General features: G+C 71.4%; 16 protein-coding genes and 1 pseudogene. 6 read left to right on the plus strand and 11 right to left on the minus strand.

Annotation, left to right across the window (positions count from 1 at the left end; genetic code table 11):
* A complete protein-coding gene (locus ACFYY7_RS11310) occupies nt 1–681 on the plus strand; it encodes a (2Fe-2S)-binding protein (RefSeq protein ID WP_388659927.1) in 681 nt (226 codons plus the stop codon).
* Nucleotides 682–1,051: 370 nt separating this feature from the next.
* Here ACFYY7_RS11310 and ACFYY7_RS11315 read toward each other — a convergent pair whose 3' ends face one another.
* The 3 genes from ACFYY7_RS11315 to ACFYY7_RS11325 form a co-directional block, all read right to left on the minus strand.
* A complete protein-coding gene (locus ACFYY7_RS11315; protein ID WP_376427827.1) occupies nt 1,052–1,507 on the minus strand; it encodes an ATP-binding protein in 456 nt (151 codons plus the stop codon).
* A gap of 99 nt (nt 1,508–1,606) precedes the next feature.
* Nucleotides 1,607–3,229 (minus strand): ATP-binding protein, encoded by a 1,623-nt coding sequence (locus ACFYY7_RS11320; protein ID WP_388659931.1) that lies wholly within the window; start codon nt 3,227–3,229, stop codon nt 1,607–1,609.
* Entirely contained in the window at nt 3,226–4,500 is a 1,275-nt protein-coding gene (locus tag ACFYY7_RS11325; RefSeq protein ID WP_388659934.1) for a PP2C family protein-serine/threonine phosphatase, read from the minus strand. The genes ACFYY7_RS11320 and ACFYY7_RS11325 overlap by 4 nt, the downstream gene beginning before the upstream one ends.
* A 307-nt stretch (nt 4,501–4,807) precedes the next feature.
* Between ACFYY7_RS11325 and ACFYY7_RS11330 the strand changes: the two genes are divergently transcribed.
* Nucleotides 4,808–6,292: an SDR family NAD(P)-dependent oxidoreductase gene (locus tag ACFYY7_RS11330; RefSeq protein WP_388659937.1), complete on the plus strand. Its 1,485-nt coding sequence runs from the start codon at nt 4,808–4,810 to the stop codon at nt 6,290–6,292.
* Nucleotides 6,293–6,638: 346 nt separating this feature from the next.
* Complete coding sequence (locus ACFYY7_RS11335) at nt 6,639–6,815, plus strand: hypothetical protein (RefSeq protein WP_388659940.1); 177 nt, start codon at nt 6,639–6,641, stop codon at nt 6,813–6,815.
* A 235-nt stretch (nt 6,816–7,050) separates the two neighbouring features.
* On the opposite strand, the gene ACFYY7_RS11340 is transcribed toward ACFYY7_RS11335, so the two are convergent.
* Nucleotides 7,051–7,290, minus strand: coding sequence for a CrcB family protein (locus ACFYY7_RS11340; RefSeq protein ID WP_388659943.1), 240 nt, complete (start codon nt 7,288–7,290; stop codon nt 7,051–7,053).
* A gap of 8 nt (nt 7,291–7,298) precedes the next feature.
* Here ACFYY7_RS11340 and ACFYY7_RS11345 point away from each other — a divergent pair.
* Nucleotides 7,299–7,979 (plus strand): annotated as a pseudogene (locus ACFYY7_RS11345) (urea transporter); the annotation flags it as partial.
* Nucleotides 7,957–8,217 (plus strand): hypothetical protein, encoded by a 261-nt coding sequence (locus tag ACFYY7_RS11350; protein WP_388659946.1) that lies wholly within the window; start codon nt 7,957–7,959, stop codon nt 8,215–8,217. The pseudogene ACFYY7_RS11345 and the gene ACFYY7_RS11350, both read left to right, overlap by 23 nt.
* Before the next feature lie 37 nt (nt 8,218–8,254).
* Here the strand turns inward: ACFYY7_RS11350 and ACFYY7_RS11355 are convergent, their stop codons facing one another.
* The 6 genes from ACFYY7_RS11355 to ACFYY7_RS11380 form a co-directional block, all read right to left on the minus strand.
* Nucleotides 8,255–9,691, minus strand: coding sequence for a lipase maturation factor family protein (locus ACFYY7_RS11355; RefSeq protein WP_388659949.1), 1,437 nt, complete (start codon nt 9,689–9,691; stop codon nt 8,255–8,257).
* Between the two features lie 19 nt (nt 9,692–9,710).
* The gene (locus tag ACFYY7_RS11360; protein WP_388659952.1) at nt 9,711–10,235 is read right to left on the minus strand and encodes a DUF1990 family protein; all 525 of its coding nucleotides are present in this window, start codon (nt 10,233–10,235) and stop codon (nt 9,711–9,713) included.
* Complete coding sequence (locus ACFYY7_RS11365; protein WP_388659954.1) at nt 10,232–11,083, minus strand: YndJ family protein; 852 nt, start codon at nt 11,081–11,083, stop codon at nt 10,232–10,234. The genes ACFYY7_RS11360 and ACFYY7_RS11365 overlap by 4 nt, the downstream gene beginning before the upstream one ends.
* Before the next feature lie 124 nt (nt 11,084–11,207).
* The gene (locus ACFYY7_RS11370; protein WP_388659957.1) at nt 11,208–12,272 is read right to left on the minus strand and encodes a FecCD family ABC transporter permease; all 1,065 of its coding nucleotides are present in this window, start codon (nt 12,270–12,272) and stop codon (nt 11,208–11,210) included.
* Nucleotides 12,269–13,306, minus strand: coding sequence for a FecCD family ABC transporter permease (locus ACFYY7_RS11375; RefSeq protein ID WP_388659960.1), 1,038 nt, complete (start codon nt 13,304–13,306; stop codon nt 12,269–12,271). The genes ACFYY7_RS11370 and ACFYY7_RS11375 overlap by 4 nt, the downstream gene beginning before the upstream one ends.
* A gap of 17 nt (nt 13,307–13,323) precedes the next feature.
* A complete protein-coding gene (locus tag ACFYY7_RS11380; RefSeq protein WP_388659963.1) occupies nt 13,324–14,373 on the minus strand; it encodes an iron-siderophore ABC transporter substrate-binding protein in 1,050 nt (349 codons plus the stop codon).
* A gap of 419 nt (nt 14,374–14,792) precedes the next feature.
* Between ACFYY7_RS11380 and ACFYY7_RS11385 the strand changes: the two genes are divergently transcribed.
* Nucleotides 14,793–15,845 (plus strand): chitinase, encoded by a 1,053-nt coding sequence (locus ACFYY7_RS11385; RefSeq protein ID WP_388659965.1) that lies wholly within the window; start codon nt 14,793–14,795, stop codon nt 15,843–15,845.
* Between the two features lie 100 nt (nt 15,846–15,945).
* On the opposite strand, the gene ACFYY7_RS11390 is transcribed toward ACFYY7_RS11385, so the two are convergent.
* Entirely contained in the window at nt 15,946–17,313 is a 1,368-nt protein-coding gene (locus tag ACFYY7_RS11390; protein ID WP_388659968.1) for an FAD-dependent oxidoreductase, read from the minus strand.
* Nucleotides 17,314–17,328: the final 15 nt, after the last annotated feature.

The raw sequence follows: 17,328 nt of genomic DNA on the forward strand, positions 1-17,328 counted from the left end.
ATGGACGGGTCCGCAGCGGCCTCGGTGGGCGGATTCTTCGCGCTGCGCACCACCGCGTCACCCGACGGAGCACATGCTCCACTGGCACGGCTGTACGCGGGTGAGCAGGCCCCGCTCACGGCCCGGATCGACACGGTCGCAGCCCGGCTGGGCACCTCCGAGCGCAGGGTGGCCGCCTCGATCGCGCACCTGGGGCTGGCCTCCCGGCTCTGGTCGGTCGCGCTCGGACCGGCGGCGCTGACCGGCAGCTTCCCCGCCCTCGCGCCCGGCGCCCTCCACTGGGACCCGCGGCACCCGGCCCCCGACGACCTGTGGCTGGACGGCACCGAGTCACTGCCCGGCACCGCCTGCCGGATTCGCGAAGCCGTCCAGTACGGCCACCTCGTATCCCTGGCCGAGGCGGTCCACCGCGACGGCCCGCTGTCCGACCGGCTGCTGTGGGGCAACGCCGGGTCCGCCCTGGCCGGAGCCCTGCGCCAGCTCCTCGCCTGGGCACGTACGCACCGCCGCCCCGACGCGGCGGCGCGGGCCCGCGCACTGGCCGCCGAGCTCTTCGACCACCCGGACCTCCGGGACACCGGCGCCCCGCACGACGCGGCATTCCGCCGACGCAGTTGCTGCCTGTACTACCGCACACCGGCCGGTGGTCTGTGCGGGGACTGCGTCTTCGAGCGCGGCTGAACCACCGCCGCCCCCGGAAAGCGGTCGGCCCGGCACACCCCCGGGTCCGCTGTCACAGGCCCCCGCGATCATGTGGGAAGGGACGGCGGACGCCGTACTCGGAGGGGCTTCACGCGGGCGGACACGGTACGGGACCCCTGTCTCGCGGACCGCGTGCCACGGCGGCGGACGCCCTGGCCGGGGGCCGGCGCGGTCGAAGCCATCGTGCGCGCGCATCCCGCACCGCTCGTGCGCCGACAGTCGGTCCGGGGGGTCCGGTACTGCGACGACGCCGGGGCGGGCGGCGTCGAAGCGCGTGCCGACGGGCGCGTACCGCATCTGAGGGCCGGGCATGGTCGTGGGGCGGGCGGCGTCCCGCCCGCCCCACAGCTCAGCTGCTCAGTTCGAACTCGGCCCGGATGCGCTTGCCCACCGGCACCCGCTCCGCGGTCAGCCGGTCGCACAGCGCCACCACGATCTCCATGCCGTGGCCGCCGGGGCGCGTCGGGTCGGGCGAGTAGAACAGCGGCAGGGCGGTGCTGGAGTCGTACACCGTGACGCTGACGCGCTCCGCGGTGCCCTCCAGCTCCAGCAGATAGGGGCCCTGGCTGTACCGGTCGGCGTTGGTGACCAGCTCGCTCACCGCCAGCAGCAGATCGCTGCGGGTGTGCTCACCGAACACCGCGAGCCACTCGGCGGCCAGCCGGGCCAGGAAACGATCGGCCAGCGCCCGCGCCTGTGCGATGCAGCCGGGCTCGCCGTCGAACACCTCGGCGCTGTGCAGAACCTCCGTGGACCGGTCCGGGCAGGGGCAGCCGGCCGGTCGCGAGGTGACCTGTTCGTTCATGTGCTCCAGCCAGGGCGACGCAGGGGTGTTCGGTGACAGCTTCTCGACGTCCGCCTACCCGCGACGAACGGTCCCACTCCGGGAAGAATCCGGCGGATCTCAGCCATGGCCGGGCCGCCCGGCTGCGGTGTCTGCCACGAGCGGTTCCGCCGCGGAGCGCGCGGGCGCGGCGGCGACCGGCAGTGTGAAACGGATCCGGGTGCCTTCGGAGGTCTCCTCGTCCAGCCAGATCCGGCCCCCGTGGAACTCCACGATCTTCCGGCAGATCGCCAGGCCGATGCCTGTCCCCTCGTACTCGTCCCTGCCGTGCAGACGCTGGAAGATGACGAACACCTTCTGCGCGAACTCCGGGGCGATGCCGATGCCGTTGTCCGACACGCACAGGTGCCAGTCCTCGCCCTCCCGGACGCAGCCGACCGTGATCCGGCACGGCACGTCCGGCCGGCGGAACTTCACCGCGTTGCCGATCAGGTTCTGCCAGACCATGGAGAGCGCCGTGGCGTCCCCGGTCACCTCGGGCAGCGTGGACTCCCGTACGACCGTGGCGCCGGACTCCTCGATGACCAGCGCGAGATCGGCCAGCGCCCGGTCGAGCGTCCGGTCGAGGCCGACCGGCTTCCACTTGTCGTGCACCCGCCCCACGCGGGAGAAGGCGAGCAGGTCGTCGATCAGCACCTGCATCCGGGTCGCGCCGTCCACCGCGTAGTCGATGTACTGCCGGGCCCGGTCGTCGAGCGAGGCCGCGGCCCGCTTCTCCAGGAGGCGGCAGAACGAGGCGACCTTGCGCAGCGGCTCCTGAAGATCGTGCGAGGCGACATGGGCGAACTGCTCCAGTTCCGCGTTGGACCGGCGCAGTTCCTGGGCCTGCTCCGCCAGCAGCTGCTCGCGCTCCTGGGATTCGGCGAGCTCCCCGACGATACGGCGGCGCATGTCCTCGACGGCCGCCGCGACCGCCCGCACGTCGGACGGTCCGCCGACCTCGATCCGGTTGCGGAACGCGCCCGAGCGGACCGTGTCGGAGGCGGCGGCCAGCCGGCTCAGCGGCCGTCCCACCATCCGGTGCAGCAGCAGCCCCAGCGCCACCACGGCCGCCAGGAAACCCACGACCAACGCGATGAACACCCGGTCCCTGGTGGTGCGGGCGGTGCCCAGATCGGCGCGGGCCCGGTCGCGCGCCGCATCGAGATGGGCCTGCTGGGTCCGGTACAGCCGCCGCAGCGTGTCGAACTCGGTGTTGCTCCGCCGGATCGGGGCGGAGGACTCGGAGGCCGGACCGTCCCGGCGGACCGCGGCGATCAGCGGCTCGGCGTGCCGGCCGCGCCACTCCCGCGCGGCTGCGGCGATCCGGTCGAGGTCGTCGGCGAAGGGCTGCTCGTTCCCGACGAGCGCGCGGACCCGGGCCAGCCGGAGGCTCTCGTCCCGCCTCCCCTCCTCGTAGGGCCGGAGGAAGGCCGAATCACCGGTGAGCGCGAAGCCACGGACCCCGGTCTCCTGGTCCAGCAGGGCGTTCTGCAACTGGAAGGACGAGGAGCGGGCGGGCTGGATGCGGTCCACCAGCTCGGTGGTGCGGTCGGATATCCGGGACTGCACCAGACCGCCGACGACCGCACCGGAGCAGACGATCAGCACGAAGACGGCGAGTATCAGATGCACCCAGCGCTGGACGGAGAGGCGCGAGGCCGGACCGGGCCGGGTCTCCGGCGACGCGTCGCGGCCGCTCATCGCGAGCTGCTCCGTCCCCAGCCCAGGTGGAGCACGGCGACGTCGTCCGCGAGACCGCCGTACGGGGACGCCGCCTGCGCGGCCTCGTCGACCAGGGTGTCGACGAAGGCACGGGCCGCCAGCGCCCCGTGCCGCCGGGCCATGGCGAGCAGCCCCTCCTCGCCCAGCCGGGAGCCCGGCCCCGAACGCCCCTCGAAGAGCCCGTCGGTGAACAGCACGAGGCGGCCGTCCCCAGGCAGCGGCAGCTCCGAGGCGCTCCACCGCTCGGTCCCCGTTCCCGGCACCAGACCCAGCGCCATCCCGGGCTCGGGCTCCTCCCAGCTCACCCGGGCACCGCTGCGCAGCAGCAGCCCGGGGTGCCCGGCCCGCACCACCCGCACCCGGCGCCGGTCCGGAGCGAAGGCCAGTGAGGTGACGGTCGCGAAGACATGGGGGTCGGAGCGCTCGGCGACCAGGATCTCCTCCAGCAGCCGGACCTGTTCGAGCTGGCCGGTCGCGCACAGCACCGCCGTACGCCACGCCACCCGCAGACAGACCCCCAGCGCCGCCTCCGCCGCCCCGTGCCCCGACACATCGCCGATCACCGCGTGCACCGTGCCGTCGGACGTCTGCACCACGTCGTAGAAGTCGCCGCTGAGCAGGGCGTGCGCCCGGCCCGGCTCGTACCGTGCGACCGCCTCGAAGGAGTCGTCGAGCAGCAGGGGCACGGGCAGCAGACCGCGTTCGAGGCGGGCGTTCTCCTGCGCCATCAGCCGGTTGGCGCGCAGCGCCGCCGCCGCCCGCTCGACCTGCTTGCGCTGGAGGGCGTACCGGACCGAGCGGCCCAGCGCCTCCGGATCGAGCCGCCCCTTGACGAGGTAGTCCTGGGCGCCGGTGGCCACGGCCGACAGGCCCGTATCGGACTCCGCCCGGCCGGTCAGCACCACGATGGCCGCGTCCGGAGCCGACTCGACGAGCTGGGTGACGGCGTCCAGACCGAACACATCGGGCAGATGCAGATCGAGGAGCACACAGCACGGGGTCCGGCTCCCGGCCAGGAAACGGCGCGCCTCCGCCAGCGTCTTGCACCAGGTCAGCGCGGAGTCCAGTTCGCTGTCCGCGAGCATCTCCTCCACCAGGAGCGCATCGCCGGCATCGTCCTCGACCAGCAGGATCACGGCATCGACGTCCCAGACCGATCCATTGCCGACCGGGGGAGGACCTGGCTGTACGGGGATGGCGTCCGAACGCGCGGGTCTGGCCGGAGAGCTGCCCGCGGGGAGCCCGGTCACACTGCACCCCCTCGTACGCGCGGCACGGCTCGCCCCGGCCGTATGGCAGCGAAGCATATGTGACCGTCTTGTGGAGGAGACGTCGGGGCGCCGGGCGGCCGGCGGCCGCCCGCATCCGCGCCGAACGGGAGTGGAGGGGGAGTGGTGGCGGGCGTGAACGCGGGCGCGAAGTCGCGTGACATGTTCCGCGACATGTCACGCGAACGGAGCAGCATCCGGTGCATGGCAGACTTGATCGGGGCGTTGGGCCCGGCAGGGGCAGGTACGGCGGTCGGCGCCACGAGAGACGGACGGCAGAGGAACGGCAATGACGGTGACAGAGGACAGCCCGGGGCTCGCTCCCGGAACTGAGGAGTTCGGTCCCGGTATCGACCCGGAGCGGCTGGCCGTCTGCCTGAGCGTGCTCGACGAACTCGACACCATCGAGGTCGACCATCCCGACGCCATTGCCGTGCGCCGTGCCACGGCCGGTATCTACCGGACGGTGAAGCAGCGCCGTCGCCAGGAGCGCCGCGCCGCCAAGACCGCGCACGACAAGGCGGTAACCGAGGCCACCGCGACCGGCTCGGCCGACCGGATCGACGACGAGACGCAGGGCGTACTGCCGTCCTCGTCCGCCCGCGCCGAGATCGCGGGAGTGCTCCAGCGGCCCCGCTCCTGCTACATCTGCAAGACCCGTTACGTCGAGGTGGACGCCTTCTACCACCAGCTCTGCCAGCCGTGCGCAAAGGAGAACCGCGCGCGCCGCGACGCCCGCACCGACCTCTCCGGCCGCCGTGCGCTGCTGACCGGCGGCCGGGCGAAGATCGGCATGTACATCGCGCTGCGGCTGCTGCGCGACGGGGCGCACACCACCATCACCACCCGCTTCCCCAACGACGCGATCCGCCGCTTCAAGGCGATGCCGGACAGCGACGAGTGGATCCACCGGCTGAAGATCGTCGGCATCGACCTGCGCGACCCCGCCCAGGTCGTCGCGCTCGCCGACTCGGTCGCCGCCGAGGGCCCGCTGGACATCCTGATCAACAACGCAGCGCAGACGGTGCGCCGCTCCGCCAACGCGTACAGCGAACTGGTCAACGCCGAGTCGGCGCCGCTCCCGGCGGGCGAACTGCCCGCCGCCGAGGTCATCGGCACCTTCGGCAGCGGCACCGTCGACCGGGTCGCGGCCCTTCCGGCCGCCCGCAAGGAGGGCCTGAGCGCGCAGGACGTGACCGAGCTCGCGCTGGTCACCGGCTCCGCGTCGCTGGAGCGGATCGCCGCCGGGACGGCGATCGACGCGGGCGGACTGGTGCCCGACCTGCACGACACCAACAGCTGGATCCAGACCGTCGAGGAGGTCGAGCCGATCGAGCTGCTGGAAGTCCAGCTCTGCAACTCCACCGCCCCGTTCATCCTGATCAGCCGGCTCCGCCCGGCCATGGCGGCGACGGCCGCCAAGCGCGCCTACGTGGTCAACGTCTCCGCGATGGAGGGTGTGTTCAGCCGCGGTTACAAGGGCGCGGGCCACCCGCACACCAACATGGCCAAGGCCGCCCTGAACATGCTCACCCGGACCAGCGCCCAGGAGATGTTCGAGAAGGACGGCATCCTGATGACCGCCGTCGACACCGGCTGGATCACCGACGAGCGCCCGCACCCCGACAAGATCCGTCTCGCCGAGGAGGGCTTCCACGCCCCGCTCGACCTGGTCGACGGCGCCGCCCGTGTCTACGACCCGATCGTGCGCGGCGAGGACGGCGAGGATCTGTACGGCTGCTTCCTCAAGGACTACGCACCCGCCAACTGGTAGTCGCGCGGTGACGCATCGTGCGTGAGCAGGGCCGGGCCCGGTCGGGATTCGCTCCCGACCGGGCCTTTTGCGTATGCGGTGGCTGAAAGTGACCTAGAGCACACGTTCCATCGAGCGCGAAGGCGCTCATTTGGTTACCCTGATGTGAACGGACGTAATCGAGGAGTCCACAAACCTTCCTCGACCGTCCCGGGACAGGCTTTCAACCAAGTCGCCGTCCCGCCCCGTACCCGGCGCCACCGCGACCGAACTGTTCTTGCCCCTTCCCACCACGGGCAGCCGATCCCCGGTAATGAGGCCGGAACGTCGGCGACGCCCGGGGCTACGCGACACAAAGGAGTGCGCGGTGACGACACCGGACCTGACGAAGCACGAGAAGCGACCGGCCGAACGGCACGGAGAGCGGGCCCGCGGGCCCGAGAAGCTCCGGAACATCGAGGTCTGGGCCAGGTCCGCACCGATCCGGCTGGCCGGCTACGAGGACGACCTCGCCGAGCCGCACATCCTGCCCGGCATCGACTGACCCCGCTTCACACCCGGCGCCACCACACCCGAGCTCCGGACCGCATAGCGCGGTCCGGAGTTCGGCCGGTCCGGGCTTGCGCCGTTCACAGGGCCGCCCGCGCCACGGCCGCCCCGGCGAACGACAGCCCGACGCCCGCACCGACGGTGAGCACCAGATATCCGGCCGCCACGGCCAGCCGACGGGCCGACGGTGGTGAAGCCGCCCAGGAACCCGTTGCCCAGCAGCGGACTGATCAGCCGGGGCGCCCGGGAAACCGCCGCTTCACCGTGACCATCAGGACACCCATGAGGAAGCAGCCCATGGTGTTGACCAGCAGAAGCTTCCAGGGGAACGCCGAGGCGCCGGTCGGCCGGATTCGCTCGGCGCCATAGCGGGCCACGGTCCCCGCGGCGCCGCCGATCGCCACGGCCGCCACGACGGCCGGCTGCGCCCCGGGGTGGTGATCGGGGTGGGTGCGGTGATGCAGTCGCATCCTGGGGCATCTGGACCGGCGCGTTCATCCTCACCGGGCTGTGGGCGGCCGGTTGGCAGACCGGACTCTTCGCCACCCTGGGCACCGTCGTCTCGACGCTGACCGCCTACGCGCTCGGCATCGACCGTTCCGGCATCGCCCTCGGCCTCCACGGGTACTCCGGCTGCCTCACCGGCATCGCGCTGGTCAGCTTGCTGGGACACCACCCCGCGACCTATGCGCTCGCAGTCATCGGCTCGATCATGTGCACCGTACTGACGACGACGCTGACCACCCTGCTCAAGCCGTACGCACCGTTCTGCCTGGTCTCCGGAGTCATGGTGCTCGGGGCGCCGTCCTTCGGACGGATCTGGCACGGAGCGCCGAATCCCGTGTCCAGCACCACCAGCGGGGACACCGCGATCTCCTGGGACGACCTCTGGCTCCTGGTGGACGCGTGGTACGTCGGGCTCATCATGCTCGTCGGCCTGGCCTTCGCCGGGGTGCGCGTGGTGCTGTACGCGGCGGCCGGCTCCGTCATCGGGATCGTCGCCGCCTGGGCGCTGGGCGCCCCCACCTCGCTGATCGCCGACGGGATCTACGGATACAACGCCGTGCTCGTGGCCATCGCCATCGGCGCGGTCTTCCTCACCGGCACGGTGTGGAACGGGGCGTACGCCCTCTTCGGTGCCGGGGCCTCCACCGGTCTGCGTGATCGCGTTCTCCTTCATCCTCACCTGGATCATCGCGAAGGTGGTCGATCTGACCGTGGGCTTCCGCGCGGCCGACGAGTACGACAGCGTTCCCGGCACGGACCGGGAACGCGCCTACGACTCCCAGACCGCCGAGCGCCTCGGTGCCCTGGCCTCCGGCAAGGCCGTGACCAGCGACGACGAACTCGTCAGACAGATCACCAAGCTGCTGAGGGCCCGGGAGGAGTCCAAGTGACGGGCTCCGCCCCGGCAGCGGGGCCGTCCCGGGGGCCTCAGAACCGCCGGGCCGGGCCGGTCCGGGCGGGGCCGAGCGAGACCGGGGGCATGAACTCCCGCACATGGGTCCGGTGCCACCAGCGCCCGGTGGCCCGCAGCTCCCGCCAGGTGGTGTACCGGTAGTGGTACAGCCTGGCGCGGACATGCGTCGGAGGAGCATCGGGGAACGGGTTGTGGCGCAGCAGCCGCAGGGTGTCCCGGTCGTTCTCCAGCAGCCGCTCCACGAACGGGCCGAACCAGGGATGGGCGTACGCGGGGGAGAGCGCCGCGAACCACATCAGCCAGTCCAGCCGCAGATGGTACGGGGCGAACTGGCGGGGCATCCGGCGCGGATCGCCCGGTTTGCCGCGGAAGCCGTACTCCCGCCAGACGGTGTCGTCGTGGAGCTCCGGCTCGTCCGTGCCCTCGACCACCACCTCCAGCCGGACCCGGCTGATGCTGCCGAACGCGCCGTAGGTGTTGACCAGGTGCAGCGGGTCGAACGAGCGGTTCATCACCTGACGGCGGGAGACCAGATTGCGCGCCGGGCGGTAGCTGAGGAACAAGACCAGCGCGGTCACCGCGATGACGACGACCTCGTACCAGAGCGGCGGCGCTGACTGGGCGGGCGGCGTGGTGAACAGGGACCAGTCGACGGCGGACAGCGCCAGGGTGATCGTCAGCCAGTTCAGCCAGGCGAAGTTCCCCGAGACGACGAGCCACAGCTGGGTGACGATCATCAGCCCCGCTGCGGCGCTCGCCACCGGCTGCGGAGTGAAGAGGAGCACCGGAACCAGGAGCTGGGTGACATGGTTGGCCGCGACCTCGGCCCGGTGGACGGGTTTGGGCAGCCGGTGGAAGAACCAGCTCAGCGGCCCCGGCATCGGCTGGGTCTCGTGGTGGAAGTACAGACACGTCAGCTTGCGCCAGCACTCGTCGCCGCGGATCTTGATCAGCCCGGCACCGAACTCCACCCGGAACAGCACCCAGCGCAGCAGCCACAGCACCAGCACCGGGGGAGCGGTGTGCGCGTTGCCGAGGAAGACGGCGAGGAAGCCGGTCTCCAGCAGCAGCGACTCCCAGCCGAAGCCGTACCAGGTCTGGCCGACCTGGACGATCGAGAGGTACAGCGCCCAGGGGAGCGCCCAGAGCAGCATCGCCGCCCAGAGCGGAACATACGAGTCCGCGCCCACGAGCAGGGCGACGGCCAGCGCGCAGCCGGTCCAGGCGACGAGCGCGAAGAAGCGGTCGGAGTAGTGGAGCCGGAAGAGCCCGGGGCCGTCGCGCCACTCGGTGCGGCGCAGGAAATCGGGCACCGGCAGCATGCCCCGTTCGCCGATCAGCGCCCGGAACTGGAGCGCGGCGGTGAGGAACGCGAACAGGTAGACAGCGGCCAGCGCCCGCTGGAAGATCAGCCGGCTGAGCCAGTACCCGTCTGCGGTGAACCACTCCATCACCTCCAGTATCGGCGATTCAGCCCCGCCCGCCGCGCTCCTCGTCCACGATGCGACGCAGCGTGCTGCCCAGCCGCCGTGCGTACCACCGCTGGAGCACCGGGACGACGGGCCCCGCGAGCCGGCTGTACCAGGCCGCCGGGCGGCTGAACGCCGTGACGGTGAACCACACCGTCCCGTCGTCGGCCAGCTCCACCACGAAGGACTCCTCGCCGCGCTCCGGATGCCGGGTCTCGGTCCCGTAGGCGAACCCGACGCGGTCCTGCTCGTACGCGGTCCAGACGACCTGGCAGGGCGCGGCGAACCGGAGCGGGCCGACGCCCAGCGACACCCGGACGCGCACCCCGTCGCCGGCGCACGGAGCCGACGCGTCGACCCTCGCCCCGCTGGTGCGGTGCATACGCCATTCGGTGACCGCCGCGCCCGCCGCCCGGAGATCGGCCCGGCCGCGCCCGACCCTGGCCCGGTGGTGGAGGTGGTGGTATCCGGCGGGCAGCGGGCCGAGGCGGGTGGCGCCGGCCTCGGGATAGCTGAGGTTGCTCATGCGGTCCTGCCTTCTTCGTGGTCGGTGCGATCGCGGAGCCGCTGCCAGGCGAGCACCGAGCAGAGCGCGAAGCCCAGTGCGTTTCCGAGGCCGTGGGTGGCGGCCATCCAGGTCAGTGTGGGGTGCGGGAGTCCGGTGGCCTCGCCGAGCGCCCAGCTCAGGGCGAGCACCATGGTGACGGCGAGCACGGCGGACGAGACGGCGAGCAGGGCCCGGGTGACCCGGTCCCGCTGCCCGGCACGGACCTGCCGCCAGGTGAGGAGGGCGACCGTCCACATCCCCGCGGTCAGCACGGCGGCTCCCGCGAGCTCGGCCCAGTCCCCGATGAAGTAGCCGATCAGGACGAGCAGGGTGCCCAGCGGCACGCTCAGTGCGGCGAACCTTCCCGCGCGGCTGTCGGTGATCCGGCAGACGAGCCCCGCGACCAGCGCGGCGGCGAATCCGGCGAAGTGGAAGTGCGGCACGGTCAGCGCGAGGATGCCGAGCCCGAAGCCGAAGAGTGTGTGCCCCGAGCGTTCGGCGACCAGGGCCGTGGCGGCGATCGACGGCGTGACCAGGGCGGTGAGCAGGGCGATCTCGGCCGGTGCCCGGGACGTCGGGAGGTCGCGGAGCCGCAACAGCCGGGGCGGGGCGTGCAGGGCGAGCAGTACGGCGCCGAGCGCGTAACAGACCGCCAGGGCGGTGGCGGCCGTGCCGCGCGGCAGCCAGAGCGAGACGGCGCCGGGAACGGCGAAGAGCGGCCACAGGCGCCGCATCCGGTCCAGCCCGGCCGCACCGGTCAGCCGCAGCCCCGCGGGAACCACCACCAGCATGCCCAGCATCACGATCGAATTGACCAGCACGGACATCGCCGCCCCCCGACTTGAACGCGTTCAACTGTGCTCGGCGCAGACTCTACGAGCTTTCTTGAACACGTTCAAGGGGGCGCGGGGCCGAGGTCGCTTCAGTGGCGAGTGGCGTACGGTGCCGGCCTCACAGGGCTCCCCGGCGCCACTCCCGTACCAGTAGATAGCCCAGGTACACGCCTCCGACGGCCATCGTGTAGATGCCGACCGGCAGGTTGTCGAAGAGCGGCAACTGCTGGGCGCAGAGATCCGCGAGCACCAGCAGCAGTGCACCGGTCAGCGCCGAGAGCGCCAGGTGCGGGCCGGAGACCCGGGTGATCCGTCTGGCGATCTGCGGGGCCGTCAGCGAGATGAACGCGATGGGGCCGGCGACGCCGACCGCACCTGCCGAGAGCACGATCGCCAGCAGCACGGCGGCCGTCTTCGTGCGGCGGGGCTCGGAGCCGAGCGCGGCGGCGATGTCGTCGCCCATCTCCCCGATGTCCAGCCGCCGCGACACCAGCGCGGTGAGCGGGGCCGCCGCCAGCAGCACCAGCCAGATCGTGGTCGCGTCCTCCCAGGACCGCGCCGACAGGCTGCCGTTGACATAGGCCGTGAGGACGGCGGCGCGGTCGCGCTCCATGGCGTAGACGACGTACTGGGTGATCGCGGTGCCGATCGCGGCGACCCCGATCCCCGCGATGACCAGCCGGGCCGGGTTGCGGAACCCGGTCCCGGTCGACACGTAGACCAGCGCCATGGCGAGGACGGCTCCGAGCAGCGCGCCGAGCGCCACCGGCACGGTGTCCGGGAACAGCAGCGCCGAGATCGCGGCGCCCGCCCCGGCCCCGGACGCCAGCCCGATCACATCGGGGCTGCCCAGCGGATTGCGGGTGACGGACTGGAACAGCGCCCCGGAGAGCCCGAGCGCCGCACCGGTACCCACGGCGACCGTCAGCCGGGGACCGCGCAGCCGCTCCAGCACGAACGCGTCCTTGCCCTCGGCCCCGCCGGTCACCGCCCCGGCCAGGTCGGCGAGCGGAATGCCGAGCCGCCCGAGCGACAACGTGGCGACGGCGCCCGCCAGGAGCAGCACCAGCAGCACGAGGGCCGTCAGCACCGACACCCGCCGGACCGGCACGGCCACCCTCCCGCCGGCCCTGATCACCTTCCGGGGCGAAGCGGTGCGGACCGCGGTCTGATGCGACGTCATGCGTTGCCCCTCATCCTGCGTACGGCGACGAGCAGTGCCGGCGCCCCGATGAACGCGGTCACCACACCGACCATCAGCTCCTGCGGGCGCATGACCACCCGGCCCACGACATCCGCGAGAAGCAGCAGCGCCGGACCGGCCAGCGCCGAGAAGAGGACCTGCATGCGGAAGTCGACACCGACCACGGCCCGCACCACATGCGGAACGGCCAGTCCGACGAAGGCGATCGGACCGACCGCCGCCGTCGCCGCCGCACTCAGCAGCGTGGCCGCGAACAGCCCGCCCGCTCGAACCAGCGCCGGATTCGCCCCCAGGGACGCCGCCGTCGAGTCGCCGAGCGCGAGTGCGTTGAGGCCGGGACCGAGCACCGCGGCGATCACCAGACCGGCCACGGCGAACGGCAGGACCGACCAGAAGACATCGAAGTCCCGCCCGCCGAGCGCCCCGACGACCCAGTACCGGTAGCTGTCGAACACCTGCGGGCGGCTCAGCGTCACCGCCTGGATGAACGCCATCAGCACGGCGGAGAGCACCGCGCCGGCGAGCACCAGCCGGATGAGACCGCTGCCCGAACCCGCCGACCCGATCGCATGGACGAGCAGACCCGCGAGCAACGCACCGGGCAGCGCCCACCACATGGTGTCCGTGCTGCCCGAGGCCCCCAGGAACGCCGTCGCGGCGACGATGCTCGCGGAGGCACCCGCGTTGATCCCGAGGAGCCCGGGATCGGCCAGCGGATTGCGGGTCACCCCCTGCATGAGGGTGCCCGCGACGGCGAGGCAGAGACCGGCCAGCACACCGAGCGCGGTGCGCGGATAGCGGCTCTCGACGACGGTGGTGACATTCGGGTCCGCGCTGCCGGACAGGACGTGCAGCACATCGCCGAACGAGGTCGTACGGCTGCCGAACATGACGCTCGCGAGTACGGCGAGCACAAGGACGGCGACCGCGATGACGACGGAGAACGCCCGCCGAGCGGTGCCGGTCCGTGAGGTACCGGCACCGCTCGGCGGTGCGTGCGCGGTGATGACCATGGGGGTGGTGGTCCGCCTCAGCCCTTGGCGGCGGACTCGACGGCCTTGTCGATCAGCGGCAGGTAACGGTCGATCACCCACGGCACGGTGAGCGGGTTGATGATCGAGGAGGCGGTGACGAAGGAGTTGTCCTTGCCGGCCACCACGGCACCGCTCTTGACCGCCGGGATCGCCGCGTACAGCGGCTGCGCCTCGATCTCCTTGCGGGCCTTGTCATCCATGTAGAACGTGAAGACCAGGTCGCTGTCCTTCAGCTGCTCGGCGTTCTCCAGGCCGATGAGCGCCGAGTCGGTGCCCTTGGTCTCCTTGAAGGTGTTCACCACCGGGTCGACCGTGAGGCCGAGCGAGGAGACCATCTTGACGCGCTGCTCATCGGGCTTGAAGACACCGAGGGTGCCGGGGCCGGTGTTGTAGATGTACGAGAACTTGTACTTCTTGTACTCCGGCCGGGTCGCCGCCGCGTCGGCCAGCTGCTTCTCGATCTTCGAAGTGAGGGTCTTCGCCTCGTCCGGCTGTCCCAGCGCCTTGGCGATGATCCCGATCTGCTGGTCCCAGTCGGTGCTCCACGGCAGGTCGGGATAGGCGACGGTGGGGGCGATGTCCTTGAGGATGTCGTAGTCCTTCTGCGTGATCCCGGACCACGGCGCGAGGATGACGTCCGGCTCCAGCTCGGTGATCGCCTCGAAGTCGATGTCCTCACCGCCCGTGAACTGGGTCGGCAGCTTGTCGCCGGACTTCTTCACCGCGTCGTGGATCCAGGGCAGATAGCCCGTCTTGTCGCTTCCCCACTCGTACTTCTCGATGCCCACCGGGGTGTGGCCGAGCGCGATGGCCGTCTCGGCGGAGCCCTGGCCGAGGGTGACGACCCGTTCGGGCTGCTCCTTGATCTCCGCGGTGCCGAGCGCGCTCTTGATGGAGACGGGGAACGCGCCGCCGCTCTTCCCGGACGCGCCGGACGCCTCCTTGCCGTCGTCGCTCGACGAGCAGCCGCCGAGGGCGAGGACGAGCGCTGCGGCGGCGGCAGTTGTGGCGAGCGTCCGGCGACGCGCGCGGGTGAACCGGGACATGGATGTTCCTCATGCTTGAACGGATGGAGCAGCGGGTCCCCGCGACCGTGTGAGGGCATGCCGAATGAGCGGCCGTACGGGGGTACGACGGGCGGCCCCCGATGCAGATCGCAAGGAGTTAGGCAAGCCTAAGCTAAGCCATTGTGTGGCAGCAACCGGCCCCCCGGGGAGTGCTCTCGGGCCTGCTCGCGCGAAATCGCGGCCGGTTCCGGGGCTCGGCCCGGTCGCTGCTTTGGTCCAGACCTATTGACGGAAGGTCCGGGCCTCCCTAGCGTGTGGCGAGCCGTGAAATGCGAGACCGCATTCCGCCTGGATTTGTCAGGCGCATGCCATTCACGCGCCAACTCGCCCCGCGCCGGGCCGCCTCGGGCAGCAGTACCGCCCCGGCGGCACCGGCCGCGACAGGAAGGGAACTGAGCATGTTCGGTCGGACATCGCGCCTGCTGGGGGTCGGCCTCGCGGCGGCATGTGTCGTACAGCTGCTGGTGGGTGCGGAGTCGAGCGTCGCGCAGGACGAGACCTGCGCGGTCAAGTCGAGGCCCTCCGGAAAGGTGCTCCAGGGGTACTGGGAGAACTGGGACGGCGCCTCCAACGGGGTGCACCCGCCGCTCGGCTGGATACCGGTCACCGACGGCCGGATCGCGCAGCACGGCTACAACGTGATCAACGCGGCCTTCCCGGTCATCCGCTCGGACGGCACCGTCCTGTGGGAGGACGGGATGGACTCCACCGTGAAGGTCCCGACCCCGGCCGAGATGTGCCGGGCGAAGGAGTCCGGACTCACCACCCTGATGTCCATCGGCGGCGCGGCCGCCGGCATCGACCTCAACTCCACCGCCGTCGCCGACCGGTTCGTCGAGACGATCGTGCCGATCCTGAAGAAGTACAACTTCGACGGCATCGACATCGACATCGAGACCGGTCTGACCAGCAGCGGCAACATCAACCAGCTGTCGGCCTCGCAGTCCAACCTCATCCGCATCATCGACGGCGTGCTCGCGCGGATGCCCTCGAACTTCGGGCTGACGATGGCGCCGGAGACGGCCTATGTCACCGGCGGCAGCATCACCTACGGATCGATCTGGGGCGCGTACCTGCCCATCGTGAAGAAGTACGCGGACAACGGGCGCCTGTGGTGGCTGAACATGCAGTACTACAACGGCAGCATGTACGGGTGCGCCGGGGACTCGTACTCCGCGGGCACGGTCGAGGGGTTCACGGCCCAGACCGACTGTCTGGACAAGGGGCTCGTCATCCAGGGCACCACCATCAAGGTCCCGTACGACAAGCAGGTTCCGGGGCTGCCGGCCCAGCCCGGTGCGGGTGGCGGTCACATGACGACCGGCCAGGTGTCACAGGCCTGGAACCACTACGGCAACGCCCTCAAGGGCCTGATGACCTGGTCGCTCAACTGGGACGGCTCGAAGGGCTGGACCTTCGGGGACAACGTGAAGGCGCTGCAGGGACGCTGAGGCGCCGCGGCACCCCCTGCACGACCGGGCGGCTCCGCCGAGGTGGACGGAGCCGCCCTTCCGGCCGGCCGTGACATCGGCCGGCCGGTGCGCCGTACGGTCAGGAACGGGGCTCGGAGGCGTCCAGCATGGCTTCGCGCTCCACGACCTTGATCCGCTCGCGGCCCTGCTCCTCGCCCAGGGCCTTCTCGTGCGCGTCCAGGCGGTACCAGCCCTCGCGGGTGGTGTACCGGACGCCGCGCTCCTCCAGGAAGGCGGTGACGGCCTCCGGTTCGGGCCGGACCGGCGCGGGCAGCCGGCCCTCGGCCTGGTCCTCCAGCAGGCAGGCCACGGTCTCGTTGGCGTCGCCCTTGGTGTGGCCGATCAGGCCGACCGGGCCGCGCTTGATCCAGCCCGTGACGTAGACCGAGGGCATGTGCTCCCCGCCGTCGACGACGCGTCCGGCGGCGTGCGGGACGGTGCCGGAGACCACGTCGAACGGGAGCTTCGGGAGCTCCTGCGAGTAGTAGCCGACCGCGCGGTAGACGCTCTGCATGTCCCAGTCGGTGAAGTCACCGGTGCCCTTGACGTTGCCGGTGCCGTCCAGCTCGGTGCGCTCGGTGCGCAGGCCGACGACCCGGCCGTCCTCGCCGAGGATCTCCACCGGGGACTCGAAGAAGTGCAGGAACAGCTTGTGCGGCCGGTCGCCGACGTCGCGGATGGCCCAGTTCTCCAGTGTGGAGGCGACCATGTTGGCCTGCTTGTTGCTCCGCCGGGTCTCGATCGAACCCGCGTCGTACTCGATGTCCTCGGGGTTGACGATGACCTCGATGTTCGGCGAGTGGTCCAGTTCCCGCAGCTCCATCGGGCTGAACTTGGCCTGCGCGGGGCCCCGGCGTCCGAAGACGTGCACTTCGAGGGCCTTGTTGGCCTTGAGGCCGTCGTAGACGTTGGCGGGGATCTCGGTCGGCAGCAACTCGTCCGCGGTCTTGGCGAGGATCCGGGCCACGTCCAGGGCCACGTTGCCCACGCCGAGGACGGCCACCTTCTCCGCCTCCAGCGGCCAGGTGCGGGCGACGTCGGGGTGGCCGTCGTACCAGGAGACGAAGTCGGCGGCGCCGTGGGAACCGTCCAGGGTGCTGCCGGGGATGTCGAGCGCGCGGTCCGCGTCGGCGCCGGTGGAGAAGATCACGGCGTCGTAGAAGGACCGCAGATCGTCCAGGTCGATGTCGTTGGGGTAGTCGACGTTGCCGAACAGCCGGAGCTGCGGCTTGTCGAGAACCTGGTGGAGTGCCTGGACAATGCCCTTGATCCGCGGGTGGTCCGGGGCCACTCCGTAACGGATCAGGCCGAAGGGGGCGGGCATCCGCTCGAACAGGTCGATCGAAACACCCGGTTCCTGGGCGGCCTCGGATTTCAGCAGCGCGTCCGCTGCGTAGATGCCGGCGGGGCCGGCTCCGACTATGGCGACGCGGACGGGGCGGGTCATCAGGTGCTGGTCCTT

This window comes from Streptomyces sp. NPDC001933 (assembly GCF_042890955.1).
Classification (GTDB): domain Bacteria; phylum Actinomycetota; class Actinomycetes; order Streptomycetales; family Streptomycetaceae; genus Streptomyces.